Below are 24337 nucleotides of genomic sequence, written 5' to 3'. Positions count from 1 at the left end.
TTGGGCCGCCCATGATACGAAGGCACGGGCGAAGCCGCCAGGCTCAACCGTGCGAGGTGGGGTCAGCGGGTGACCAGCAGCCCCGTGGTGTCGATCTCCAGGCGGCGATTGCGCCCGGCGAACAGGGCGAAGGTGGCAGCCGAGGCACAGATCGCCAGCAGCACGGCGGTGATGGTGGCAAGCCCCAGGTCGAGCTGCAGCATCACCCCCACACCCAGCGGCCCCATGGCGGCCAGCGTATAACCACCGCCCTGGACCAGGCCCGAGAGCTTGCCGGCCAGGCGGGAGTTGCCGCTGCGCAGTACGATCAGCGTCAGCGCCAGGCTGAAGCCGCCGCCCTGGCCGAGCCCCAGGAACACGATGCCGAGCCAGCGTAGGGGCGTTGGCCCGATGAGCAGCAACCAGAAACCGGTGGCGATCATCGCCAGGACGATGAGCAATGCCGGTCGCTGGTCGCTTCCCATCCGAGCGAGCCAGGGGGCACCGAGCGCCGCGGGAAGCTGTACCATCACCGAGGCGGCCATCATCCAGCCGGCCTCACCCTCTCCGTAACCTCGCTCCATCAGCAGTGTCGGCAGCCAGCCGAAGACGATATAGGCCAGCGACGACTGCAGGCCCATGAACAACATGACCTGCCAGGCCAGCGGCTGGCCGAGCACCGAGCGCATCGAGCCTGCCCGGCTGGGCAGTGCCGCCTCGTGGCGGCGCGGGGCCAGGGCCAGCCAGGCGACCAGCGCCAGGGCGGCGAGGGTCGACCAGCTGGCCAGCCCCAGGTGCCAGCCGCCCAGCTGGTCGGCGAGGGGAACGCTGAGCCCCGCGCCCAGGGCACCGCCGAGACACAGCGCCATGGTGTAGACGCCGGTCATCAGATCGGCGCCGGCGGGCAGCTCGCGCTTGACCAGGGCGGGTAGCAGGGTACCGGCCACGCCGATGGCGGCACCCACCATCAGCGTACCGATAAAGAGGGCCGCCACCAGCGGGACGCCACGCAGCGCGAGTCCGCCGGCAAGCAGCGCGAGGCCAGCGGCAAGCGCCCGTTCGGCCCCGAGCCGCTTGGCCAGCCATGGCGCCATGGGCGCAAACAGCCCCAGGCAGAGCACCGGCAGGGTGGTGAGCGCGCCGATGGACAGCGGCGAGAGGCCGGTATCCTGCTGGATGCGGGTCAGCACCGGGGCCAGGCTGGAGAGGGCGGGACGCAGGTTAAGCCCCACCAGCACCATGAGTCCGATGAAGACCAGCAGCCGGCGGCGGTTCGGTTGCGGGGAGCGGGGGTCCGTGGGCTCCGGCATCGCGGACATCGGCGTTGACTCGTCGGGTGAAGGGGGCAATAGATTAGCATGGTAAGCTCCATGGCCCCACGCCGGTAGGCTGCCCCTCTAGGCCACCCCTCCCGGCCACCCGGACCCTTCACGGACTGTCACACGGAACCCTCCCATGACGCGCCCTCTGAGCCACTGGCTGCTGCTGGTCACCCTCTCCCTGCTGTGGGGCAGCTCCTTTGCCCTGACCCGCATCGCGGTCGCCGAGCTGGAGCCGGCCATGCTGGTGGTGGGTCGCAACCTGCTGGCCAGCCTGGCACTGCTCGGCCTGGTGCTGTTGCTGGGGCGCGCCTGGCCCCGCGGTGGGCGGTTATGGGGCTTCATGCTGGCCATCGCCGTGGTGGGCAACATGACCCCCTTCCTGCTGATCAGCTGGGGCCAGCAGCGCATCGACAGCGGGCTGGCCGGCATCCTGATGGCGATCATGCCGCTCATGACCCTGGTGCTGGCGCACTTCCTGGTGGCGGGGGAGCGCATGACGTCCGCCCGGCTGGCGGGGTTCGTGATCGGCTTCGCCGGCATCCTGGCGCTGGTGGGACCCGCCGCCCTTCGTGAACTGGGCGTGCAGGGAGAGACCCTGCTGGCCCAACTGGCGGTGCTGCTGGCCGCCTGCTGCTACGCGGTCAGCACCATCATCGCCCGCCACAAGCCGGCAAGCGACGCCTGGTCGACCTCGGCGCTGGTGCTGGGGATGGCCTGTCTGCTGACCCTGCCGCTGGCCCTGCTGCCCGCCGAGTCCGCCTGGCCCACGGGGCTCTCCAGTGGCGCCCTGTGGGCCGTGGTGGTGCTGGGCGTGCTCTGCACGGCGCTGGGCAGCGTGGTCTACTTCACCCTGGTGGCCGCCGCGGGGCCCACCTTCCTCTCGCTGATCAACTACCTGATCCCGCTCTGGGCAGTGGCCATCGGCCTGCTCTTCCTGGGGGAGCGCCCCGAGTGGAACCACCTGCTGGCGCTGGGGATGATCCTGCTCGGGGTGGCCGTATCCCAGCGCCGCTAGGGGGGGCGGCAGAAGGGCTAGGGCCAGAGACAGGAGCCGGAAACGAGACGGCCGCCTTTCGGCGGCCTCGGGGGGGGTGTTCAGTCGCTGTCGCGGCGCCATTCGCGCCCGGCCTTCGGGCGCATGCCGTCGCGGGGGCCGTCCTCTTGCCGTGCCACCAGGGGGTGGGCCTCGTTGGCATTTTCGGGCCGGAAGACCACCTCGCCGGGGTGTTGCGGCGTGGACTGCGCCACCCGTTGGCGAATACCGGCAATATCCTCGCTGCTGATCAGGCCGCTGTAGGTGAACGTCGGGTCGGGCTGGGCGGTCAGTCGTCCCTGGAAGGTCCAGCAGCGCTGTGGCACCTGGGAGAGGCTCCAGTCGCGCCCTCTCCAGCGCGCCTGGTCTTCCGGGAGCAGCTCGAGCTGCTCCACGGGCACCAGCGCCTGGAAGAGCCTGGCGTTGAGCACCACGCCGCCGGTGGCCATCTTAACGGCGCCGGCGAAGCGGCCCTCCTCGAGGGCCGCCAGCACCGCCTGACGGTTGGGTCTTGCCTCCAGGGTGGCGCGGCCGCACAGATGAAGCAGGTCGATGTCGACCTGCTTGATTACCCAGACGTCGATGGGGGCCTTGCCCAGCAGTCGCTTCAGCATGGTGTTCGGGCTTCAGGGATCGAAAGGTTAGCTACATTCGCATATTCAAATCAACTATTCTAGTCGCCCTGGCAGCAGCACCGGACTGCCGCCTCAGGCCTGCCGGCGACCACCGCTGCCGCCGCGACGACGGCGGGGGGCCTGGGACTGCTCGTCGCGGCCGCGCTGACCCTGGCCCTGAGTATTGCCACGGCTCTGAGCATTGCCGCGACCCTGGCCGCGGCCACCGCCACCACGGTTGCGGCCGTTCTCGATGGGCTCGGGCTTGGCATTGGGGTCGGGCTCGAAACCGGGCTCGATGCGCTTCTCGAGGTCGCGCTTGATCAGCCGTTCGATGCCCTTCAGCAGGCCATGCTCATCGACGCAGACCAGCGATACCGCCTGGCCTTCGCTGCCGGCGCGGCCGGTGCGGCCGATGCGGTGCACATAGTCCTCGGCCACGTTGGGTAGCTCGAAGTTGACCACGTGGGGCAGCTCGCTGATGTCGAGGCCTCGGGCGGCGATGTCGGTCGCCACCAGCACCTGCAGGTCGCCGCCCTTGAAGGCGGCCAGCGCCTTGGTACGCGCCGACTGGCTCTTGTTGCCATGGATCGCCATGGCTGGAATCTCCTGCTTGGAGAGCTGCTCGGCCAGGCGGTTGGCGCCGTGCTTGGTGCGGGTGAAGACCAGCACCTGTTGCCAGTTATGCTGGCTGATGAGGTGGGCCAGCAGCTCGCGCTTCTTCTCCCGGTCCACGCGATAGATCGCCTGATCGACGAGTTCGGCGGTGGTGTTGCGACGCGCCACCTCGATCATCGCCGGTCGGTCCAGCAGCTTGTTGGCCAGGGCCTGGATCTCGTCGGAGAAGGTCGCCGAGAAGAGCAGGTTCTGGCGCTTCGGAGGAAGCACCCGGAGGATCTTCTTGATGTCGTGGATGAAGCCCATGTCGAGCATGCGATCGGCTTCATCGAGCACCAGGATCTCCACCTTGGTGAGGTCCACGTGCTTCTGCTGCTGCAGGTCGAGCAGACGGCCCGGGGTGGCGACGAGGACGTCGAGCCCGTTGCGAAGGGCGTCCACCTGGGGCTGCTGGCCCACACCGCCGAAGATCACGTGGCTCTTGAGGGTGAGATGACGGCCGTAGTCGGCCACGCTCTCGCCCACCTGGGCGGCCAGCTCGCGGGTCGGGGTGAGCACCAGGGCACGCACCTCGCGACGGCCAGGGCGAGGGCCATCGGCCAGGCGCTGGAGCATCGGCAGGGTAAAGCCGGCGGTCTTGCCGGTGCCGGTCTGGGCGCTGGCCAGCAGGTCGCCGCCCTCGAGCACGGCAGGAATCGCCTGCAGCTGGATCGGGGTCGGAACGGTATAGCCCTGTGCCTCAACGGCACGCAGCAGTTCGGCACGCAGGCCGAGGTCGGAAAAGGTCATGCGGTCTCCGCAGAAACGCCTCGGCCGTGCCACACAAAAGCGCGTGGCCAGTCCCGGGCCGGGGCGAGAAAAAATCGAATCCAGAGGGGCGGCAGGAGGGACTAGAAGGTTGCCGCGTGACACCAGTATGCCAGATCGTCGGCGCTGGCGCAGCTACTTCGCGTCTATCGCCTGCTCTTCCTCGGCAATGCTCGCGCGGATGCGGGCCAGGGTGGCGGCATTGAGCCCGGTGACGTCGTCCAGCGCCTCGGAGCCGAGTTCGCGCAGCTGGTCGAGATCGCTGATGCCATGGGCGAACAGGCGACGGGCCGTGACCGGCCCGATGCCGTCCAGAGCGGTGAGGGCACGGGCGTGGCGATCCAGGAAGGCTTCGTGCTCGACCTCGCCGAGACCATCGCAGGCGCCGTCCTGGTAGAGCTGACAGGCCAGGCGGTCCACGCCGCGGCGCACGTCGTCGAGCTCGGGCAGGGCGATGAAGCGGTTCTGGGTGGCAAGCTCGGCGATCTCCGTCAGGACCTCGTCGGCCACCTGGAGCTCGTCCATGGCATCCTGGCTGTGGGTGTCGCTGGCCAGGGCGATCAACAGGGCGCGGCGCGCCCTGCGGGCCAGCTCCTGGAGCCGCAGGGCGATGGCGTGCTGCTCCTCGCGAAGGGCGGCGTCATTCAGGTGGTTGGGGTCGTCGTGGCTGGAGTCGTCGTGCATGGGTGTCGTCCCTGTGGTGACGTGATGCGCTCGGGCGCGCCTGTGATGACCATAGCGCAAGGCGGACTGGCCTGCCCGGGCGGGCTCACCGCGCGCGGCGGACCGCCTCGGCGAGCTCATCGGCCGCATCGTCCCAGCCGCGACCCAGGGCGCGCACCAGCGCCGGGTAACCATCATCGTCTAGCTCGGTCTCCATGCGCAGGGACTCCATGGCCAGCAGTCGTCCCTGGGCGTCGCGCAGTTGCCACTGGCCGCCGATCACGGCCAGGCCGTCGTGGCGACCCTGGAAGCGGTCGAGCTCCAGGCGAAGGTCGAGGGCCCCGGGTTCGCGCACGCCGGCCTCGTCCAGCATCACCCGGGTGTCGGGCAGCCGGGCAGCCAGGCGCAGTCGCAGGCCGCGCTCGAGCTGGCGGGCCAGGGGTTCGGCCCACTGGTGGCCGCGGGCCTCCACCAGGGTGATGTCGTCCACCTGCATCACCAGGCCGTCCACGTCCAGGTAGTGGGCCAGGCGGGGTGGTCGCAGCAGCAGCAGGTATTCGGCCTCGGCGCCGGCCACGCTGCCGTTCGCTTCGGGCAGGGTGTAGCGCGCCGGCGCCGGGCTCGAGGTGGCGCAGCCGGCGAGTCCCACCGTCACCGCCAGGGCCGCCAGGGCGGCCAGCATCCATCGCCTCGTCATCGTCTCGTCTCCTTGTCGCGGGCCGTTTTTCGTCATCTCTTGCCGTCAGTGTTACCGCGGGGCCCGAGGCATGGGGTCCTCGGTCTCCAGGCTTTCGAAGAGCAGGGCGCGGGGGTTCTCGGACAGGGTGCGCGCCACCGGCTGGAGGTCGCGCATCAGCCGGTCCAGGCGCTCCACGGCGCCGGTCAGCTCCTGGTAGGCGCTGGAGCCGGGCGATAGCCCCTGAAGGGTCACACGCAGCTCTGCCAGGGTGGCGTTGAGGTTGGCCGGCACCTCCCGGGTGCCCGGATCGTCGAGCATTCCCTGGAGCGACGTGGAGAGCGCGCGCACCTCGCCGAGCATGGCCTCCGAGGCGGCCAGGTTGCGGTCCAGCCCCGCCAGCAGCGGCTCGATCTCCAGGGCGTTGAGCTTGGCCAGCAGGTCGGTCACCTGGGCCTCGATCAGCGCAAACCCGCCCGCGACCGTGGGGAAGACCGACTTCTCGGCGAAGGTCTCCGCCACGTGCGCTCCGGCCAGGTCGCTGTTGAAGTTGAGGTCGACGAACAGCGCCCCGGTGAGCAGGTTGCCGCTCTTGAGGCTGGCGCGCAGGCCCACGCCGAACAGGCGGTCGAAGCGCTCCCGCCACTCGGACAGATCCACGTCCTGGTTCTCGATGCCCAGCCGCTGGGGCTCGATGCGAATCAGCACCGGGATGGAGAAGCCCGTGCGGCCCTCGGGCTGTGGCGCATTGAAGTTCCAGGGCACCGCCGCCACGGTGCCGATGCGCACGCCCCGGAACTCCACGGGGGCGCCGCGGGAGAGGCCGCGCACCGAGTCGTCAACCATCAGCACGTACTCCAGGTAGCGGTTGAAGGTGCCCTGGCGGGCGCTGTCCTCGTCGGGGTAGAGACTGAAGGTGACATCCGGCTCCACCGGGCTGCCCAGGGGCAGGTCTTCGGGCACCCCGAAGGTGACGCCGCCGCCCAGCAGCGCCTCGAAGGACTCCACGTTGACCCGGAAGCCCTCGGAATCGAGGCGCAGGTCGATGCCGCTGGCCGACCAGAAGCGGGTGCTGTCGGTGACCAGGGTATCGTAGGGCGCCTCGATGAAGATGCGATGCTGCATGCGCCGGGTCTGGGCATCGAAGGTGGCGTCCTCGACCCGGCCCACGGTATAGCCCTGATAGGTGACCGGGTCGCCGACGCGCAGCGAGTTGCCCAGCTGGCTGACCAGGTTGATGCGCAGGCCGGCGGCACCCGCCGGGGCCACCGGCGGCTGGTCGCTGACCCGGAACTCCCGGGCGTCGACTTCGCTCCCGCCCGGCTCGAGCTGGATGAAGGCGCCGGATAGCACTGTGCCCAGTCCGCTGATCCCCTCGCGGCCGACCCGTGGCTTGACCACCCAGAAGCGGCTGTCCTCCACCAGCATGGCCTCGGTGTCGGGGCTCATCCGGGCGATGATCACCGCGGTGGAGAGATCCTCCGAGAGATTGACCCGCTCGACCCGGCCGACCTGGACGTTGCGGGTCTTGATCAGGGTGCTGCCGGCCTCGATCCCCTCGGCGTTGGCCATTACCAGGGTCACCTGGGGGCCGCGGCTGCGGTAGTTGTCATAGACCAGCCACAGGCCGATCAGGATGGCCACGATGGGCACGATCCAGATCGGCGAGAAGCGGGCCTGTGGGGAGGGCTTGGCCCGGTGCAGGTCCTGCTCGGACGCGGCCTCGCCGCGGGGTGTATCGCTCATCCGGGGGTTCCTTGTGAATCCTGTCTTGTTCCTGGTGAATCCTGACTAGAGACTTTCTGGTTCTGGATCGTTGCCCGCGGGTCTGGTCTGGAATCATGGCGCGGCAGCGGGTCGTCCCAGAGCAGCCGCGGGTCGAAGGTCATGGCCGCCAGCATGGTGATCACCACCACGGCGCCGAAGGCCAGGGCGGCGGGCCCAGGGGTGATCGACATCAGCGAGCCGGCGCGGATCAGCGCTACCAGGATGGCCACCACGAAGATATCGATCATCGACCAGCGGCCAATGAATTCGGTGAGCCGATAGAGCCGGGTGCGGACCGCGGCATTGAGCTCGTTGCTGTGTCTCACCACCAGGCAGAGCCAGGCCAGCGCCACCAGCTTGCCCACCGGCACGATGACGCTGGCGATGAAGATCACCGCGGCCACCGGCCAGGAGCCCATCTGGACCAGTTCCACCACCCCGCCGATGATGGTCGAGGGGCTCGTGTGGCCGAGGCTGGTGGTGGTCATGATCGGGTAGACGTTGGCGGGAACGTACATCACCGTGGCGGCGGCAAGCAGCGCCCAGGTGCGCTGCAGGCTGTGGGGCAGGCGGCTGCGCAGCCGGTCGCCGCAGCGTCGGCAGCGCCCCCGCCCCCCGGGATCGAGCCGATTGATCAGGCCGCAGGTGGAGCAGCCGGCCAGCCCCTGGGGGGCGGCGGTCTCGCCGGTGCGGGTCCCCTCGGGGGCCCGGGGCTCGCCGGCCAGGGAGAACCACATCCAGTCGGCGTCGATGGACTGAGTGGTCACCAGCAGCAGCAGGGCGAAGACGCAGAAGGCCCAGAAGGAAGCGCCCAGCTCGATCTGGGCCATGCCGGCCACCTTGATCAGGCTGACCAGGGCGCCAATGATGAAGACATCGGCCATCATCCAGGGGTTGAGATGGGCCAGGGAGCGGGCGATGGCGCGGCTCGCGGGCAGCGGGTCATCGCGCAGCAGACCGAGCTGCAGCCAGATTACCCCGAGCAGGTAGACCGCCGGCAGCACGATGATGGTGAGGATCACCGCGCCGGCTACCACCGGTTGATGGAAGCCGATCAGGGTGGTGGCGGTCTGGGAGAGCTCGATGCGGTTGCCCACCCCGCCCACGCTGAAGCTGATGAAGGGGAAGGAGAGCGCCATGGCCAGCGCCAGCAGCGCCGAGAGGGCCAGTGCCATGCTGCGCTGGGCCGGGCGCAGGTGGCGCTTGACCAAGGGGTGGCCGCAGCGCGGGCAATCGGCCTGTTCACCGCCGCGCAGCGGCGGGAGGGCGACCACCCAGTCGCACTCCTGGCAGGCGCGCAGGCGCCGCCGCGCCCGGGATTCAGGCGGCATGCGATCGACCCTCGGGGCCCCGGTGGGCAGCGAGGGCATGCGTTCCAGAAGGCGGAAGGGGCGCTGGGCCAAGGGCGACGTCACTCCTGCTGACGGGTCGGTTCCGGGAGCTTCACCCGAGGCGAAGAGCGGCCTACACTCCCGGCCGCGCGCAACGGGTGTCGGACAAAAGTGTGACACGTTGGCCCAGCGGGTACCATATATAAACATGCACTTCTGAATGTCGCCGAGGCAACACGATGATCCTTCCTGCGGTAGCGGTGGTGGTGGGCCTGGTCCTGCTGGTGTGGAGCGCCGAGCGTTTTGTCGATGGTGCGGCGGCGACCTCCGCGCGCTTCGGTATTTCGCCGCTGCTGATCGGCATGCTGGTGATCGGCTTCGGCACCTCCGCGCCGGAGCTGGTCGTGTCGGCGCTGGCGGCGGGGCAGGGCAATCCCGGCCTGGCCCTGGGCAATGCCTTCGGCTCCAACATTGCCAACATCGGCCTGATCCTGGGGCTGGTGGCGCTGATATCGCCCCTGGCGGTGCACTCCACGGTGGTGCGTCGCGAGATGCCTATCCTCGGCGGGGCGACCCTGCTCTCGGCGCTCTTGATGTGGGGCGGGGTGGTGGGTCGCCTGGAGGGGACGCTGCTGCTGGTGTTGCTGGCCGCCTTCATCGGCGTCAGCATCTGGCGTGCCCGTCGCGATGGTGCCGACCCCCTGGGTACCGATACCGAGGAGAGCCTCGAGGCGCGGCCGATGTCGATGGCCGCGGGGCTGGCCTGGACCGGTGTCGGGCTGGTGCTGCTGGTGATCAGCTCGCGGATCCTGGTGTGGGGCGCGGTGGCCATCGCCCAGGGGTTCGGCGTCAGCGATCTGATCATCGGCCTGACCGTGGTGGCGGTGGGCACCTCGCTGCCGGAACTCGCCTCCTCCATCAGCGCCCTGCGTCGGCGCGAGCATGACCTGGTGCTGGGCAATGTGGTGGGCTCCAACCTCTTCAATACCCTGGGGGTGGTGGGCCTCGCCGCGGTGATCCATCCGATCCAGGTCGGCACCGAGGTGCTGCTGCGCGACTGGAGCCTGATGGCGGCGATGACCCTGCTGCTGGCGGTCTTCGCCCTGGGCTGGCGCGGTCGGGCAGGGCGCATCAACCGGTTGGAGGGCGCGGTACTGCTGGTCATGTATCTCACCTACACGGCCTGGCTGGTGCGCCTGGTGGTAAGCGGAGGCGGTGGCTGACGAGGGGAGGGCGACCAGTAGGCTGCGACAAGAGGACACACTGACCGGGATCAACTTTCCTCCGATCAGCGGGTCCCTGTAGTCTCGACCTGTCACTGGTGTCCAGGTGGAATGCGTCACGGCGGGCCTCTCATGGGCCGGCCGAAGGCACAACACGCACCGGAGCGTGCATGCGCATCCCTTGCGACGACCCCGAGTCCATCGCTGTCATGAGGCTTGCGTCATGGAACTGGATCCTCTCCTGCTGTCGCGAATGCAATTCGCCTTCGTGGTCTCCTTTCACGCCATCTTTCCGGTCTTCACCATCGGGCTGGCGTCCTATATCGCCCTGCTTCACGGGCTCTTCTATCGCACAGAGAACCCTGCCTGGGATCGCCTGGCCCTGTTCTGGACCCGGGTCTTTGCCGTGGTATTCGGCATGGGCGTGGTGTCGGGCATCGTGATGTCCTTCCAGTTCGGCACCAACTGGAGCAACTTTTCCTACGCTTCGGCCAACTTCCTGGGTCCCATGCTCAGCTACGAGGTGGTCACGGCCTTCTTCCTGGAGGCGGCCTTCCTCGGTGTGCTGCTGTTCGGTCGCGGCAAGGTGCCTCAGGGGGTCCACCTCTTCGCGGCCTGCATGGTGGCCTTCGGCACCTTCATCTCGTCGTTCTGGATCCTCTCGGCCAACAGCTGGATGCAGACCCCGGCGGGGGTAGACCTGGTGGAGGGCAGCTTCCGGGTGCTCTCCTGGGGCGAGGCGATCTTCAACCCCTCCTTCGGCTGGCGTTTCGCCCATATGGTCATGGCCTCCTTCCTGACCGGCGGCTTCGTGGTGGCCGGGGTCAGCGCCTGGTACCTGCTGATCAAGCGCGACGTCGAGGCCAATCGCCGTGCCCTCTCCATGTGCCTGTGGCTGCTGCTGGTACTGACGCCAGCACAGGCGGTGATCGGCGACTTCCACGGCCTGAATACCCTGGAGCATCAGCCCACCAAGGTGGCGGCCATGGAGGGCAACTGGGAGACCCGGGGCAACGTGCCGCTGCTGCTCTTCGCGATTCCCGACCAGGAGGCGCAGGCCAACCGATTCGAGATTGGCATCCCCAGCCTGGCCAGCGTGATTCTCAAGCACGACCCTGCCGGTGTGGTGCCCGGCATCAGCGAGGTGCCCCGGGAGGAGCAGCCGCCGGTGTGGATCGTCTTCTGGGCCTTCCGGGTCATGGTGGGGCTGGGCCTGTTGATGATTGCCGTCTCCGTTGCCGGGCTCTGGCTGCGCCGCGGCGGGCGAGTCTATGAGCATCGGGGCTTTCTGCAGGTGTTGAGAGTCATGAGCGTGACGCCCTTTGTCGCGGTGCTGGCCGGCTGGATCGTCACCGAGGTGGGCCGCGCGCCCTGGCTGGTCTACGGGATGATGAGCCATGCCCAGGGGCTGACGCCGTCGCTGACCGGCGGGATGGCACTGTTCACATTGATCGGTTATGTCGCGGTCTACGCGGTGGTGTTCTGCGCCGGGGTCTACTATCTGACCCGGGTGGTACGCCAGGGCATGCTTCCCGAGGACGAGCGCGATACCGTGGAGGGTGTGGTTCACCGGCCCAAGCGGCCGCTCTCTGCGGCACATGCCTCCTTCGACAACGATTCCGCCCCGACCTGGAGGAGATAAGCGATGGAGATGTTCGATCTTTCAGTGATCTGGGCGCTGATCATCGGTTTCGGGGTGATCATGTACGTGGTGATGGACGGCTTCGACCTGGGCCTGGGGATCCTCTATCCCTTTGCTCCTGACGAGGATGCCCGCGACGTGATGATGAACTCGGTGGCCCCGGTGTGGGACGGCAACGAGACCTGGCTGGTGCTGGGCGGGGCGGGCCTGCTGGGCGCCTTTCCGCTGGTCTATTCGGTGTTCCTGCCGGCGCTCTACATCGGCGTCTTCCTGATGCTGGCGGGGCTGATCTTCCGCGGCGTGGCCTTCGAGTTCCGCTTCAAGTCACGCAGGAATCGCCGCTGGTGGAACCGCGCCTTCTGCTGGGGCTCGGCGGTGGCGGCCTTCGCCCAGGGGGCCGTGGTGGGCGCCTACATCCAGGGCTTCGCCGTGAAGGACTTCGCCTACGTGGGCGGTGCCCTGGACTGGCTGACCCCCTTCACCCTCCTGACGGGCCTGGGACTGATGACCGGCTACGCGCTGCTCGGCGCCACCTGGCTGATCCTCAAGTCCGAGGGGCATGTGCAGGCGTGGGCCTATCGCATTGCCCCGGCACTGCTGGTGGCGGTGCTGGTGGTGTTCGCCATCATCAGCCTGTGGACCCCGTTCGTGAACCCTGATGTGTGGGCGCGCTGGTTCGACCGAATCCAGCTGATCTGGGTCTTCCCGACGCTGGCCATGGCCAGCGCCGCCTGGCTGTGGAGCGCGGTGCATCGCCGTCAGGAGGGCCAACCCTTCGTCGCGACCCTGGGCATGTTCATCTTCACCTACCTGGGGCTGGTGGCCAGCAAGTGGCCGGTGATCGTGCCGCCCGACTACACCATCTGGGACGCCGCCTCGGCCCCGGAATCGCAGCTCTTCCTGCTGATCGGGGTGCTGTTCGTGATCCCCATCGTGCTGGCCTACACCGCCTGGACCTACTGGGTCTTCCGCGGCAAGGTCAAGGTGGGCGAAGGTTACCACTGACCCATGGCCGCTGCTGAAGCCGTCGGCGGCGGGCGCGATGTCCGCCGCTGGCTCACTGCGCTCGCCGCCGGGGAGCGGCGTCGTCTGGGCCTTGCCGTGGTCGCCGGGGTGATCTCTACCCTGGCCACCCTGGGGCAGCTCACCCTGCTGGCCGGGGTGATCAGCCAGCTGCTGGTGGAGCAGGCCACCCCGGCGTCGCAGTTACCGGCCCTGACCGCCATGGTCGGCCTGCTGCTGGTCCGCGCGCTGGCGATCTTCAGCCAGGAACGGCTGGGCCGGTCGGCCAGTCTCGCCATCCGCTCCCGGGTGCGCGGGGAACTGCTCGATCACCTGGATAGGCTCGGGCCGGGCTGGCTTGCCGGGCGCCACTCCGCGGGGCTGGCCAGCCAACTGGTGGAGCAGGTGGAGGCGCTGGATGGTTACTTCGCCCGATTTCGACCGTCGCTTGCGCTCTCCGTGATCAGCCCCTTGCTGGTGCTGCTGGTGGCGCTGTGGCTGGACTGGCTGGCGGCGCTCTTCCTGCTGCTGTCGGCCCCGCTGATCCCGCTGTTCATGGCGCTGGTGGGCATGGGCGCCGAACGACTGAATCGCGAGCAGTTCGAGGCGGTGGCCAGACTCTCCGGCCACTTCATCGACCGGGTGCGTGCCATCACCACCCTTCAGCTGTTCGGCCGCACCGCCGCCGCCACCGGCGAGGTGCACGCCGCTGCCGACGACTATCGTCGCCGCAGCATGCGCACCCTGCGCATCGCCTTTCTCTCCTCGGCGGTGCTGGAGTTCTTCGCCTCGGTGGCCATCGCCGTGGTGGCCATCTACGTGGGCTTCGGACTGCTCGGCTACATCACCTACGGGCCCTCGCCAGAACTCACCCTGTTCAGCGGCCTGCTGGTGCTGCTGCTGGCGCCGGAGTTCTTCCAGCCGCTGCGCACCCTGGCCCAGCACTACCATGATCGGGCGGCCGCCCTGGGGGCCGCCGATGGCCTGCTGGCGATCCTCGAGGCGATGCCCGACCCGACGCGTGAAGCCAAGGCGCGCCCTCCGCAGGCGCCGGGTGCCCTGCTGGAACTCGCGCACGCCAGCGTGAGCCATCCCGGCCGCGGCCGAGTGCTGGGGCCGGTCGACCTGGGCCTGATGGCCGGCGAGGTGGTGGTGCTGACCGGGCCCTCGGGGGCTGGCAAGTCGACCCTGCTGCAGCTGCTGGCGGGTTTCGTCGGGCCGGGCGCCGGGGAGCGTCGCCTGGCCGCGGATACCGCCTTCGCCTGGATGGATCAGCGACCGTTGCTGATTCAGGGCAGCCTGGCCGACAACCTGCGTCTGGCCGCCCCCGAGGCATCGGCCCGGGCCATGGATGAGGCGCTGGGCAAGGCCGGCCTTGGGGAGCTCGTCCAGGTGCTTCCCGAGGGGCTGGATACGCGGGTAGGCGAACGCGGGGTCGGGCTCTCCGGTGGTCAGGCCCAGCGCCTGGCCCTGGCGAGAGTGTTCCTCTCCGAGGCTCCCCTGGCGCTGCTGGATGAGCCCACCGCCAGCCTGGATGCCGAAACCGAGGCCCGGGTCATCGTGGCTCTTCAGGCCCTGGCAGAGGAGGGCCGTACCCTGGTGATCGCCACCCATCACCCGGCGCTTATCGCCATGGCCGGCCGATGCCTGGCGATCGAGGGTGGTCTTGTCACGGGGGTGTCCCATGGCTGATCCCCGACCCGCTGGCAGCCCGCTGGCGACCCTGCGACCCTGGCTGGCGCTGCTCGACCGCCGCCGCGGGCGGCTGTGGGCCGGCGCCGCGCTGATGGCGCTGACCCTGGCCTGCGCCATCGGCCTGCTGGCGCTCTCCGGCTGGTTCATCACCGCCACGGGGCTCACCGGGCTGCTGCTGGCGGCGGGGGTGGCCGCGAGCCTGGAGGTCTACGTCCCGGGTGGCGGCATCCGCTTCTTCGCCGTGGCGCGCACCCTGTCGCGCTACCTCGAGCGGCTCTACAACCACGACACCGTGCTGCGCCTGCTGGCCGACCTGCGGGCCCGGCTGTTCGGTGTACTCGCTGGCCTCGACGCTCAGTCGCTTTCCCGGCGCCGGGCCAGCGACTGGCTCAACCGCCTGACCGCGGATATCGACACACTGGACAGCCTCTACCTGCGCCTGCTGGCGCCGGCGGGGGTAGGACTGGTGGCGATCCTCGGACTCTCGGCCTTCCTTGCGCTCTTCGCGCCGCGGGTCGGCCTGGCCGTCGGCACCCTGCTGCTGGTCGGCTGGCTGTGGCTGACCCTGGGCCAGGCGCGGCTGGGGCTGGGCGCGAGTCGGTCTCAGGTGACCGAACTGGAGGCCCTGCGTGGACGCCTCGTGGAGCGGCTGCAGGGCATGGCGGAACTGGAGGCCTACGCCAGCCTGGCGAGCCACCGGCGCGAGCTGGCCGCCATCGAGGCGCGGCTTTACCTCGGCCAGCGCCGTCTCGGGCTGCTGGTGGCCCTGGGCAACGCCCTGGCCAGCCTGGTGGTGGGCCTCTCCATGCTGCTGGTGCTGTGGCTGGCCGCCCAGGCCTGGGCGGCGGGCGTGCTCTCCGGGCCGCTGATGGTGATGATGGCGCTCGCCCTGCTGGCCATGAGCGAGTCGCTGTCGTCCCTGCCGGCAGCCTTTACCTGGCTGGGCGCCACCCTGGGGGCCGCCGAGCGGCTCAACGAACTGGAGACTCGCGTCGAGCGGCCGCTGCCGGTCGCTTGTGTCGATGACGTCACCGAGCTTGCAGACGGTCCATTGGCCGTCGAGCTCGAGCGAGTCACCCTGCGCTACCCCGGCGCCCTGGCAGCGGCCCTCGATGATGTCACCCTGCATATCGCACCTGGCGAGCGGCTGGCGCTCTGTGGCGCCTCCGGGGCCGGCAAGTCCAGCGTGGCGGACCTGCTGCTGCGCCAGCTCACCCCGGATGTCGGCGTACTGCGGCTGGGGGGCGTGGCCCTCGCGGCTTGGCCCGAGGCGGCGCTGCGCCAGCGGGTGGCCGCGCTGACCCAGCGCATCGACCTGCTCGATGACAGCCTGGCGGCCAACCTGCGCCTGGCCGCGCCCGAGGCCGAGGAGGGCGCGCTGTGGCGGGCGCTGGCCTGGGTCGGGCTCGACGACTGGGCCCAGGAGTTGAGTGAGGGCCTGGCGACACGGGTGGGTGAGGGCGGTCAGCGTCTCTCGGGGGGCCAGGCACGCCGCCTGGCGCTGGCCCGGCTGCACCTGCGCGAGCCGTCGCTGGTGATCCTCGACGAACCCTTCGCCGGCCTGGACGCCGACACCGCCCAGGCGCTCGCCTCCCGGCTCGATGCCTGGCTCGCCGGACGTAGTGTGCTTTACCTGGTGCACCAGATCGATGCCGGGCCCATCCAGCCGCCGGCCATCGACCGCACGCTGACGCTGTCAGAGGGGCGGCTCTTGACGCCGCACTCGGAGACACCGCCACCGGCGGGCGGGGAATAGCGGGCGTGGAAACTCAGGCTTTGCGCGGAGCCGCTGTCTCCATCAGGATGAGATAAACGAACCGGAGAGCGAACCATGCGCGACTTTCTCACGCGCCTGCCCAAGGCCGAGCTGCACCTGCATATCGAAGGTTCTCTGGAGCCCGAGCTGATGTTCGCGTTGGCCGAGCGCAACGGGGTCGCGCTGCCCTATGCCTCGGTGGAGGAGGCCCGTGCCGCCTACGACTTCCGGGACCTGCAGTCCTTCCTCGACCTCTACTACCAGGGCATGAACGTGCTGCGCACCGCCGAGGACTTCCACGACCTGGCCATGGATTACTTCCGTCGCGCCCACGCGGAGGGGGTGGTCCACGTGGAGATGCATTTCGACCCCCAGGCCCACCGGATGCGTGGCATCGAGCTGCCCGTGGTCATGGAAGGGCTCTCCCTCGCCCGTCGCCACGCCGAGCGCGAGCTGGGGCTCTCCACAGCGCTGATCATGGCCTTCCTGCGTGATCGTCACGCCGCCGAGGCGATGGCGCTGCTGGATGAGGCCGCCCCCTACTGGGAGATGCTCGACGCCGTGGGGCTGGATAGCGCTGAGCGCGGCCATCCCCCCTCGAAGTTCACCGAGGTGTTCGAACGGGCCGCCCGCCTGGGGATCCCGCGGGTGGCCCATGCCGGGGAGGAGGGGCCGCCCGAGTACATTCGCGAGGCGCTGGATCTGCTCGACGTCTGCCGCATCGACCATGGGGTGCGCTGCCTGGAGGACCCGGACCTGGTGGCGCGGCTGCGCGATGAGGGCATGGTGCTGACCGTCTGCCCGCTTTCCAACGTGCGCCTCAGGGTGGTGGAGCGCATCGAGGATCATCCGCTGCCGCAACTGCTGGAGGCTGGCCTGCGGGTCACCCTCAACTCCGACGATCCGGCCTACTTCGGCGGCGGCGTGCTGGACAACTATCTGGCTTGCCAGCGCGCCTTCGGCTTGGACGAAGCGACCCTCATCCAGCTGGCCGGGACGGCCATCGAGGCGGCCTTCATCAGTGACCGGCGCCGCCTGGCGCTGCGCCGCCAGCTCGCCGACAGCGTCTGACGCCTCTTTCTGTCGCTGCGTCAGCAAAAAAAAGCCGACCCCCGGAGCGTTCGGGAGTCGGCGTCTGTGTGGCACGCTCGTCGGTCGCCTCGAGTTACGGCAGGGCCGGCACCTCGAAATCGGGCATCTCGCCGGTCAGGGTATGCAGGAAGGCGGTGATATCGTCGATGGTCTGCTCCTCGAAGTCCCGTCCCAGCATCTCGGTGCCCATGATGGCAACGGCCTCCTCGAGGGTCTCGGTGGCGCCGTTGTTCATGTAGGGGTAGGTCACGCCCACATTGCGCAGGGTCGGGGTGCGGAACTTGTACTTGTCGGCCTCGTCCCCGGTGACCTCATAGCGGCCCACGTCGCTTGAGCCGGGGACCTGGATGCGGTGGAAGTTGCTGTCGGTCATGGCCGGGCCGCTGTGGCAGGCGATGCAGCCGTTGTCCACAAAGGCCACCATGCCGTCTTTTTCCTGCGGATTCAGCGCGTTCTCGTCGCCATGCAGGTAGCGGTCGAAGGGCGAGTTCGGGGTGTTCAGGGTGCGCTGGAAGCTGGCCAGCGCCTTGGCCAGGTTGTCGGCGTTGATCGGGTCGGCATCGTCCGGATAGGCCTCGGCGAACTTCTTCTGGTAGAGATCGAAGTCGTTGAGTCGCTCCAGGGCAGTCTCGAGGTCCATGGCCATTTCCACGTCGGCCTCGATGGGTCCCAGGGCCTGTCCCTCCAGGTCAGGCTCGCGGCCGTCCCAGAACTGGGAGCCCAGGAAACCGGAGTTCAGCACGGTGGGTGTGTTGCGTTCGCCGATCTGGCCGTCGTGGCCGGTGGCGCGTGGAATGCGGTCTGCCCAGCCCAGCGCCGGGTTGTGACAGGTGGCGCAGCTGATCACGCCGCTGGAGGAGATGCGCGGCTCGAAGAAGAGCATGTTGCCGAGTTCGACCTTCTCCCGGGTCAGGGAGTTGTCGGCGGGGATCGGCGGGAAGTGGGGCAGCGGCTCGAAACGGTCGCGATAGTCGCCGAGGCCGTCGTCGGCCATTGCCGGTGCGGCGATGGCGATGGCAGAGCCCATGGCGATGGCCGAGGCCAGCAGGCGTCTGGTGATCATGGCAGTTCCCCCTCGTGTTGATGATCCGGGTCAGTGGCGCGGGGTAACCCGCGCTTGACCTTCTGCCGGCACCTTAGTGCTGCCACTTGACGCCAATCAACCCAGTAAAACCGTCGGAAAACGGCCACTCTTGAGCCAGGTCAAGCACGAAGTCCTCAGCCAGCCTGTGGCTGGACGTCCCCACTCTGAGGTCATTCATCACCCCACCATGTATTGCTGCAGGGGAGCCCTGATGCTGGAGGCATCACAGCGAATCCTCACCTTCCGCCTGCTGGTGCTGCTGGCCGGCAGCCTGCCCGCGGTGCGGCTGGCCTGGCACTGGCTGCATCGGCTGGTCTGCGTGTCGGCGGCGCTGGGCGTGACCCACCTGTGGATCCTGACCCGAGCCGACTACCGCATGCCGATGCTCTTCGCCGCCGCGCTGGCGGCCCTGACGGTGTTCCGCGTGGCGGATGCCCTGCTGGGAGGGAAGCGAGATGCGTAGGGGGACGGTGAGTAGGGGGACGGTGAGTAGGGGGACGATGAACGCCCAGGCGGCGAGCCTGCTGGTCGCCCTGCTGGCCTCGGGCCAGGCTCAGGCCGACGCGGTCGAGGAGGACGAGGCGATGATCGACCTGGCCTGGGACAGCGGCTGCTTCAACTGCCACGACCTGAACAAGACCCTTCGTGGGCCCGCCTGGCGTGACGTGGCCGAGCGCTACCGGGACGACGGCGAGGCACTGGATCGCCTGGTGGCCACGGTGCGCGAGGGCGGCAGCGGCAACTGGGGCGAGGAGCGCATGACCCCCAATCGCCGGGTCGCTGAAGAGGATATCGAGCGCCTGGTGAGCTGGATCCTCGCGCTGCCGCCGGACCAGGAATAGGGGTGAGTCAGTCCCGTTCGGCGATCATGGTCTCGCGCCGATGCTGGAGATGCCCGTTCGCCCAGGTCTCGGCCACGCAGCGGTCGTCGCCAAGCATCATCAGCGCGAAGAGCGTCTCGGCCAGGGTTCGGCAGCGCGCCGTGCGCCGGGCCAGCAGTGGGGTCGCCGCCGGGTCGAGCACCACGAAGTCGGCGTCCATGCCCGGCGCCAGGCGGCCGATGCGTTCATCCAGCGACAGCGCCCGGGCGTTGCCCAGGGTCAGGCCATGGAAGCCCTGCCAGGCGGTGAGGGGCTGGCCGCGCAGCTGGCCCACCTGGTAGGCGGCCTTGAGCGTGGCGAGCCCCGAGAGGTCGGTGCCGCCGCCCACGTCGCTGGCGAAGGTCACGCCCAGGCCCATCTCCCGGGCGGCCTGGCGGTCGAAGAGCCCGCTGCCCAGGAAGAGGTTGGAGCTGGGGCAGAAGGCCAGATTGGCGCCGCGCTCGGCGAGGCGAGCGCGCATCTCCCGGTCCAGGTGGATGCCGTGGGCGAAGGTGCTGCGCGGCCCGACCAGGCCTGACTCCTCGTACACCGCGAGGTAGTCGCGGCTGCCGGGGAAGAGCTCTGCCACCCAGTCCAGCTCGCCGGTGTTCTCGGCCAGGTGGGTCTGCAGCCACAGGCTCGGATCGTTTCTCAGGAGGGCGCCGGTGGAGTCGAGCTGGGCGCGGGTGGAGGTGGGCGCGAAGCGCGGGGTCAGGCTGTAGCCGAGTCGCCCCTTGCCGTGCCAGTCGCCGATCAGCCGTTCGCTGTCGCGGATGCCGCCCAGGGTGTCGTCGGTCAGGCCTTCGGGGGCGTGGCGGTCCATCAGCACCTTGCCGGCCAGCATACAGAGCCCGCGCCGCTGGCTCGCCGCGAAGAAGGCATCCACCGACACTGGGTGGCTCGAGCAGAAGACCTGGGCGGTGGTGGTGCCGACCCTGAGCATCTCGTCGAGAAAGGCCTCCGAGAGGGCCTCGGCGTGCTCGCGGCTGGCGAACCTGAGTTCCTCCGGGAAGGTGTAGTCGTTGAGCCAGTCGAGCAGCTGGCGCCCCCAGGAGGCCATGATCTCCAACTGCACGTAGTGGACATGGCTGTCGATGAAGCCGGGGGTAATCAGCTTGCCACGGTGGTCGATCACCTCCAGGCCAGGCGGCAGGTCGGCGGCCAGGGTGGCGTAGTCGCCCACGGCGCGGATGCGACCGTTCTCGATCCACAGGGCGCCGTCCGGGTGGTGGACGACGCTGCCCGGGGTCGGGGTATCGTCGTCGCCGGGGTCGGCATCGAAGCTCAGCAGTTCGGCGCGCAGCAGGCGCGAGTAGGTCGTCGTCATTGTCGTCAAGCTCATCATTTGGTGTCACCGGGGCTGATCCGGCGACAGGCCCCGGGGTGCCGGACCATCGAGGAGGCGCTGTGAATACTTCCCTGTACGCTACCGACGCCATCCCTGGCGTAGGACCTCCTCTTCGGCCTGCCCCCGGCGCCCCTAGGTTCCGGGGGGAGACCTGTTGAAGGTGGCCCTCAGCACGGCCGGCTCCAGGCCGCGCTGGTCCGGCCGTTCTGCGCTGGCCGTCAGCGGCAAGAGCTCGGCCAGGGTGGCCAGGGCGATGACGTAGGGGGTCTTGTCGCCCCCCCTTTTTTTATTGCCATCTGGTCCCGCCGCCATGCCGATGGGGCAGCGCACCCGCGCGAGTGTCGCCTCCCCGTGGCCGGCGTTGCCCAGCCGCGAACGGAAGCTGGCCCACTTGCTCTTCGATCCGATCAACCCGACCGAGGCGATGTCGTCACGCCTGAGGAGAGCGTCCACCAGCTCGCGATCCTCGGCGTGGTCGTGGGTCAGCACCAGGGTATGGGCGCCTTCGGGCAGCGCGGACACGGCGGCGGCCGGGTCCGGGGCGTGGCGGCAGGCGAGCCGCGGCTGGCTCGCCGCCCAGTCCGGGAAGATGCCCTCCCGGCTGTCATGCCAATGCACTCGCCAGGGCAGTGGGGCGGCCAGGCGCACGAGTTCGGTGCCCACGTGGCCGGCGCCGAAGATCGCCAGGGTGGTGGCGCTGCCCGGGAAGACCTCGATCAGCACGTTGACGAAGCCGCCGCAGCACTGGCCGCTGCGCCCGCCCAGGGAGAAGGCCTCGAGGCTCAGGCCGCCCTCGGCTCTGCCATCCTTCCCGGCGAGCCGCGCCCTGGCGGCTTCGATCACCTGGTATTCGAAGGTGCCGCCGCCCAGGGTGTCGAAGACGGCATCGGCGGTGATCACCATCCGCGCCCCGGGCTCCCGGGGCGTGGAGCCGGCGCTGGTCACCTGGGTGGCCAGGGCGTGGGGCAGGCCGTCGCGCTGCAGTCGATGCAGGGCGGCGTGCCAGCTCTCGGGGCGTTGGTCGCCTGCGCGGGTCACGGCGTCGGCTCCTCGAAGGCCGGCGGCCAGCCGCTGTGGCGCGAGCGCAGCGCCTCGGCGGCCATCAGCACCCGCTCCGGGGTAGCAGGGGTATCGAGCCGCGGTGCCTCGCGGTAGTCGGCGAGGCTCGCCAGGGCGTCGCGCAGCGCCGACCATACCGAGATGCCGAGCATGAAGGGCGGCTCGCCCACCGCCTTGGAGCGGTAAATGCTGGCCATGGAGTTGGGGTGGCCCTCCATCAGTTCGACGTTGAACTCCGGGGGCAGGTCGCCGTAGGTGGGGATCTTGTAGGTGGCCGGGCCATCGGAGATCAGCCGGCCGGCCTCGTTCCACCTGAGTTCTTCGCTGGTCAGCCAGCCCATGCCCTGGATGAAACCGCCCTCCACCTGGCCGATATCGATGGCCGGGTTCAGGGAGTCGCCCACGTCATGCAGGATGTCGACCCTATCAACCTGGTACTCGCCGCTCAGGGTGTCGACGCTCACCTCGGCCACCGCGGCTCCGAAGGCGTAGTAATAGAAGGGGCGGCCCTGGCCGGTGCCGCGGTCGTAGTGGATCAGCGGGGTGGCGTAGAAGCCCTTCTCGGAGAGCGAGACGCGCCCGAGATAGGCCGCCTGTACCAGCTCTCCCCAGGGGATGCGCCGCTCGCTCTCGCCCTCGCCTGCCACCAGATGGCCGGCCTCCAGGCGCATCGCCTCGCGGTCGAGTGCATAGTGCTCGGCGGCGAAGTCGAACAGTCGCGCCTTGAGGGTCAGGCAGGCGTCGCGGGCGGCCATGCCGTTGAGGTCCGCGCCGCTGGAGGCGGCGGTGGGCGAGGTGTTGGGCACCTTGTCGGTGCGGGTGGCGGTGATGCGCACCGCTTCCATGTCCAGCGAAAGCTCCCGGGCCACCACCTGGCAGATCTTGGTGTGCAGCCCCTGGCCCATCTCGGTGCCGCCGTGGTTGATCTGCACGCTGCCGTCGGTATAGACGTGGAGCAGGGCGCCGGCCTGGTTGAGGTGCTTGGCGGTGAAGGAGATACCGAACTTCACCGGAGTCAGCGCCAGGCCACGCTTGATCACGGGGCTGCCCACATTGAAGTCGCGGATCGCCTCTCGCCTTGCCCAGTAGTCACTGCTCGCCTCCAGCCGCTCGACCAGCTCGTGCAGCAGGCCGAGCTGCTCCACGGTCTGGCCATAGTGGGTGACGTCGCGTCCCTGGCGATAGAGGTTGCGCTTGCGCACGGTGAGTGGATCCTCGCCCACCCGGCGGGCGATGTCGTCCATGGCCGCCTCGATCACCATCATTCCCTGGGGCCCGCCGAAGCCGCGGAAGGCGGTGTTGGAGGCGGTGTGGGTGCGCGCACGGTGGCCGGTGACCCGGGCCGCCCCCAGCGAGTAGGCGTTGTCGGCGTGGAACATGGCGCGGTCGACGATGGCATCCGACAGGTCCGGCGAGTAGCCGCAGTCGCCGATCACGGTGATCTCGCCGCCCTGGATCACGCCGAGCTCGTCCACGGCCAGCCGGTAGCGGTTGTGGAAGGGGTGGCGCTTGCCGGTGACGCGTATGTCCTCGGCACGGGGCAGGCGCAGCCTGGCCGCGCGCCCGGTGCGCCGGGCGATGAGGGCGGCGATGCAGGCCCAGGGCGAGGCCTGGGTCTCCTTGCCGCCGAAGCCGCCGCCCATGCGCCTCACCTCTACGGTCACTGCATGGAAGGGGATGCCCAGCACCTCGGCCACCAGCTTCTGGGTCTCGCTGGGGTGCTGGTTGGAGGTGTGCACCACCACGCCCTCGTCCTCGGTGGGGGTGACCAGGCAGGCCTGGCCCTCCAGGTAGAAGTGCTCCTGGCCGCCGACGAACTGCTTGCCCTCCACCACCTGGCTGGCGCCGGCCAGCGTGGCCTCCCAGTCACCGCTCTGCTGGACATGGGTGGGGCGCACGAACTCGCCGTGCTCGGCGGCGGCCACCGCATCGAGGCTCGCCGGCTGCTCGTCGATCGTGAGGACATCGGCTTCCAGTGCGGCCTTCACCGCGTCCCGGGCGGCAGCATGGCTGTCGGCGGCCACAGCGAAGAGCACCTGGCCGGCATAGCTGATCTCTTCCTCGACGAAGATCGGGTCGCCGGGAAAGACCGGGCCGATATCGGTATGGCCGGGCACCTCATGAAAGCCCACCGCGTCCACCACGCCGGGCAGCGCGCGGACCCTGTCGAGGTCGAGGCGGGTCAGGCGGCCGTGGGCCACCGGCGAGAGCGCCAGCGCCAGGTGCAGGCAGTCCGCCGGCACCTTGAGATCATCGATATAGTCGGCGCGGCCAGTGACGTGTTTCACCGCGCTCTCGTGGGCCTGGGAGTGGCCGGCGCTGCCCGGTGTCTGGGTATCACGAGCCAAGGGGCTCGCCCCCTGGATGCGGTCCTCCAGCTCGCGTCGGGCCTCGGCGGAGTCGGTGCCGACGTCGGCGTCACCTTTCATCTTGGCCGGCGCGGCTGCGGGCGTCTTGGAAGGCGCGGTACCGGGCGCCTTATTGAGCTTAGTGAGCGTACGCATGGAGCATCACCTCCCGGTCAGAGTTGGCTTCCTGCTGCGCGATCACAAGGCGCAGCCGCTCCAGCAGGTTGGCGGCGGAAAGCGCGCGGTAGTGGGCGCTGCCGCGCACGTCACTCATCGGCTGGAAGTCCTGCTTCAGGGCGGCGCGAGCCGCCTGGAAACTGGCCACCGTGGGTGGCTGGCCCTCCAGCGCCGCCTCGGCGGCGGCGGCCCGCTTCGGCGTGGCCGCCATGCCGCCGAAGGCGAGGCGCACGTCGCGCAG

Annotated in this window: 20 protein-coding genes and 1 pseudogene; 9 read left to right on the top strand and 12 right to left on the bottom strand. The window is 69.4% G+C overall.

Translation table 11 applies throughout. The features are described from left to right. Positions 1-62: 62 nt before the first annotated feature. Positions 63-1289 (bottom strand): MFS transporter, encoded by a 1227-nt coding sequence (locus tag IBX53_RS02575; RefSeq protein ID WP_290904964.1) that lies wholly within the window; start codon positions 1287-1289, stop codon positions 63-65. A gap of 145 nt (positions 1290-1434) precedes the next feature. Here IBX53_RS02575 and IBX53_RS02570 point away from each other — a divergent pair, with 145 nt between their 5' ends. Next, positions 1435-2316 (top strand): DMT family transporter, encoded by an 882-nt coding sequence (locus IBX53_RS02570; protein ID WP_290904888.1) that lies wholly within the window; start codon positions 1435-1437, stop codon positions 2314-2316. A gap of 80 nt (positions 2317-2396) precedes the next feature. Here IBX53_RS02570 and IBX53_RS02565 read toward each other — a convergent pair whose 3' ends face one another. The 6 genes from IBX53_RS02565 to IBX53_RS02540 form a co-directional block, all read right to left on the bottom strand. Then, the gene (locus tag IBX53_RS02565; RefSeq protein WP_290904885.1) at positions 2397-2948 is read right to left on the bottom strand and encodes a hypothetical protein; all 552 of its coding nucleotides are present in this window, start codon (positions 2946-2948) and stop codon (positions 2397-2399) included. Between the two features lie 93 nt (positions 2949-3041). Next, a complete protein-coding gene (locus IBX53_RS02560) occupies positions 3042-4355 on the bottom strand; it encodes a DEAD/DEAH box helicase (RefSeq protein WP_290904882.1) in 1314 nt (437 codons plus the stop codon). A gap of 153 nt (positions 4356-4508) precedes the next feature. After that, the gene (locus tag IBX53_RS02555) at positions 4509-5057 is read right to left on the bottom strand and encodes a helix-hairpin-helix domain-containing protein (protein ID WP_290904879.1); all 549 of its coding nucleotides are present in this window, start codon (positions 5055-5057) and stop codon (positions 4509-4511) included. Positions 5058-5142: 85 nt separating this feature from the next. After that, positions 5143-5733 (bottom strand): ABC-type transport auxiliary lipoprotein family protein, encoded by a 591-nt coding sequence (locus IBX53_RS02550; protein WP_290904875.1) that lies wholly within the window; start codon positions 5731-5733, stop codon positions 5143-5145. Positions 5734-5784: 51 nt separating this feature from the next. Further along, positions 5785-7458, bottom strand: coding sequence for an intermembrane transport protein PqiB (pqiB, locus tag IBX53_RS02545; RefSeq protein WP_290904872.1), 1674 nt, complete (start codon positions 7456-7458; stop codon positions 5785-5787). Further along, positions 7455-8849, bottom strand: coding sequence for a paraquat-inducible protein A (locus IBX53_RS02540; protein WP_290904961.1), 1395 nt, complete (start codon positions 8847-8849; stop codon positions 7455-7457). The genes pqiB and IBX53_RS02540 overlap by 4 nt, the downstream gene beginning before the upstream one ends. Positions 8850-9049: 200 nt before the next feature. Between IBX53_RS02540 and IBX53_RS02535 the strand changes: the two genes are divergently transcribed. From IBX53_RS02535 to IBX53_RS02510, 6 genes are all read left to right on the top strand, one after another. Continuing rightward, positions 9050-10033, top strand: a complete 984-nt coding sequence (locus tag IBX53_RS02535; protein ID WP_290904869.1) for a calcium/sodium antiporter — start codon at positions 9050-9052, stop codon at positions 10031-10033. A 223-nt stretch (positions 10034-10256) separates the two neighbouring features. Continuing rightward, positions 10257-11675 (top strand): cytochrome ubiquinol oxidase subunit I, encoded by a 1419-nt coding sequence (locus tag IBX53_RS02530; RefSeq protein WP_290904866.1) that lies wholly within the window; start codon positions 10257-10259, stop codon positions 11673-11675. 3 nt (positions 11676-11678) lie between these two features. Then, the gene (gene cydB / locus IBX53_RS02525; protein WP_290904863.1) at positions 11679-12680 is read left to right on the top strand and encodes a cytochrome d ubiquinol oxidase subunit II; all 1002 of its coding nucleotides are present in this window, start codon (positions 11679-11681) and stop codon (positions 12678-12680) included. Between the two features lie 3 nt (positions 12681-12683). Next, positions 12684-14369 (top strand): thiol reductant ABC exporter subunit CydD, encoded by a 1686-nt coding sequence (gene cydD / locus IBX53_RS02520; protein ID WP_290904861.1) that lies wholly within the window; start codon positions 12684-12686, stop codon positions 14367-14369. Beyond that, on the top strand, positions 14362-16128 hold the full coding sequence (gene cydC, locus IBX53_RS02515) for a thiol reductant ABC exporter subunit CydC (RefSeq protein WP_290904858.1): 1767 nt from the start codon (positions 14362-14364) through the stop codon (positions 16126-16128). Before cydD ends, cydC begins: the two co-directional genes overlap by 8 nt. Before the next feature lie 75 nt (positions 16129-16203). Next, positions 16204-17199, top strand: a complete 996-nt coding sequence (locus tag IBX53_RS02510; protein WP_290904855.1) for an adenosine deaminase — start codon at positions 16204-16206, stop codon at positions 17197-17199. A gap of 94 nt (positions 17200-17293) precedes the next feature. On the opposite strand, the gene IBX53_RS02505 is transcribed toward IBX53_RS02510, so the two are convergent. Beyond that, complete coding sequence (locus tag IBX53_RS02505; protein ID WP_290904853.1) at positions 17294-18283, bottom strand: cytochrome c peroxidase; 990 nt, start codon at positions 18281-18283, stop codon at positions 17294-17296. A 232-nt stretch (positions 18284-18515) separates the two neighbouring features. Between IBX53_RS02505 and IBX53_RS02500 the strand changes: the two genes are divergently transcribed. Then, positions 18516-18767 (top strand): hypothetical protein, encoded by a 252-nt coding sequence (locus IBX53_RS02500; RefSeq protein ID WP_290904850.1) that lies wholly within the window; start codon positions 18516-18518, stop codon positions 18765-18767. A gap of 37 nt (positions 18768-18804) precedes the next feature. Further along, on the top strand, positions 18805-19146 hold the full coding sequence (locus IBX53_RS02495) for a c-type cytochrome (protein ID WP_290904849.1): 342 nt from the start codon (positions 18805-18807) through the stop codon (positions 19144-19146). Positions 19147-19153: 7 nt separating this feature from the next. On the opposite strand, the gene guaD is transcribed toward IBX53_RS02495, so the two are convergent. From guaD to IBX53_RS02475, 4 genes and pseudogenes are all read right to left on the bottom strand, one after another. Then, positions 19154-20491, bottom strand: coding sequence for a guanine deaminase (gene guaD / locus IBX53_RS02490; protein WP_290904846.1), 1338 nt, complete (start codon positions 20489-20491; stop codon positions 19154-19156). Between the two features lie 153 nt (positions 20492-20644). After that, the gene (gene xdhC, locus IBX53_RS02485) at positions 20645-21550 is read right to left on the bottom strand and encodes a xanthine dehydrogenase accessory protein XdhC (RefSeq protein ID WP_290904843.1); all 906 of its coding nucleotides are present in this window, start codon (positions 21548-21550) and stop codon (positions 20645-20647) included. Beyond that, positions 21547-24000 (bottom strand): xanthine dehydrogenase molybdopterin binding subunit, encoded by a 2454-nt coding sequence (gene xdhB / locus IBX53_RS02480; protein WP_290904958.1) that lies wholly within the window; start codon positions 23998-24000, stop codon positions 21547-21549. The genes xdhC and xdhB overlap by 4 nt, the downstream gene beginning before the upstream one ends. Positions 24001-24058: 58 nt before the next feature. Beyond that, positions 24059-24337: pseudogene (locus IBX53_RS02475) on the bottom strand (xanthine dehydrogenase small subunit); the annotation flags it as partial.

The sequence above is a fragment of the Halomonas sp. genome (assembly GCF_014859505.1).
GTDB lineage: Bacteria > Pseudomonadota > Gammaproteobacteria > Pseudomonadales > Halomonadaceae > Halomonas.
This window is presented reverse-complemented; position numbering and strand designations above follow the sequence as displayed.

Excerpts from the sequence above, each read along its gene's own strand:
- IBX53_RS02555 (WP_290904879.1), bottom strand. The coding sequence starts at position 5,057 with ATGCACGACGACTCCAGCCACGACGACCCCAACCACCTGAATGACGCC.
- IBX53_RS02570 (WP_290904888.1), top strand. The coding sequence starts at position 1,435 with ATGACGCGCCCTCTGAGCCACTGGCTGCTGCTGGTCACCCTCTCCCTG.
- guaD (WP_290904846.1), bottom strand. The coding sequence starts at position 20,491 with ATGACGACGACCTACTCGCGCCTGCTGCGCGCCGAACTGCTGAGCTTC.
- IBX53_RS02565 (WP_290904885.1), bottom strand. The coding sequence starts at position 2,948 with ATGCTGAAGCGACTGCTGGGCAAGGCCCCCATCGACGTCTGGGTAATC.
- IBX53_RS02495 (WP_290904849.1), top strand. The coding sequence starts at position 18,805 with ATGAACGCCCAGGCGGCGAGCCTGCTGGTCGCCCTGCTGGCCTCGGGC.
- cydD (WP_290904861.1), top strand. The coding sequence starts at position 12,684 with ATGGCCGCTGCTGAAGCCGTCGGCGGCGGGCGCGATGTCCGCCGCTGG.
- IBX53_RS02550 (WP_290904875.1), bottom strand. The coding sequence starts at position 5,733 with ATGACGAGGCGATGGATGCTGGCCGCCCTGGCGGCCCTGGCGGTGACG.
- xdhB (WP_290904958.1), bottom strand. The coding sequence starts at position 24,000 with ATGAAAGGTGACGCCGACGTCGGCACCGACTCCGCCGAGGCCCGACGC.
- cydC (WP_290904858.1), top strand. The coding sequence starts at position 14,362 with ATGGCTGATCCCCGACCCGCTGGCAGCCCGCTGGCGACCCTGCGACCC.
- IBX53_RS02500 (WP_290904850.1), top strand. The coding sequence starts at position 18,516 with ATGCTGGAGGCATCACAGCGAATCCTCACCTTCCGCCTGCTGGTGCTG.
- IBX53_RS02540 (WP_290904961.1), bottom strand. The coding sequence starts at position 8,849 with ATGCCCTCGCTGCCCACCGGGGCCCCGAGGGTCGATCGCATGCCGCCT.
- IBX53_RS02510 (WP_290904855.1), top strand. The coding sequence starts at position 16,204 with ATGCGCGACTTTCTCACGCGCCTGCCCAAGGCCGAGCTGCACCTGCAT.
- pqiB (WP_290904872.1), bottom strand. The coding sequence starts at position 7,458 with ATGAGCGATACACCCCGCGGCGAGGCCGCGTCCGAGCAGGACCTGCAC.
- IBX53_RS02505 (WP_290904853.1), bottom strand. The coding sequence starts at position 18,283 with ATGATCACCAGACGCCTGCTGGCCTCGGCCATCGCCATGGGCTCTGCC.
- IBX53_RS02535 (WP_290904869.1), top strand. The coding sequence starts at position 9,050 with ATGATCCTTCCTGCGGTAGCGGTGGTGGTGGGCCTGGTCCTGCTGGTG.
- IBX53_RS02575 (WP_290904964.1), bottom strand. The coding sequence starts at position 1,289 with ATGCCGGAGCCCACGGACCCCCGCTCCCCGCAACCGAACCGCCGCCGG.
- cydB (WP_290904863.1), top strand. The coding sequence starts at position 11,679 with ATGGAGATGTTCGATCTTTCAGTGATCTGGGCGCTGATCATCGGTTTC.
- IBX53_RS02530 (WP_290904866.1), top strand. The coding sequence starts at position 10,257 with ATGGAACTGGATCCTCTCCTGCTGTCGCGAATGCAATTCGCCTTCGTG.
- IBX53_RS02560 (WP_290904882.1), bottom strand. The coding sequence starts at position 4,355 with ATGACCTTTTCCGACCTCGGCCTGCGTGCCGAACTGCTGCGTGCCGTT.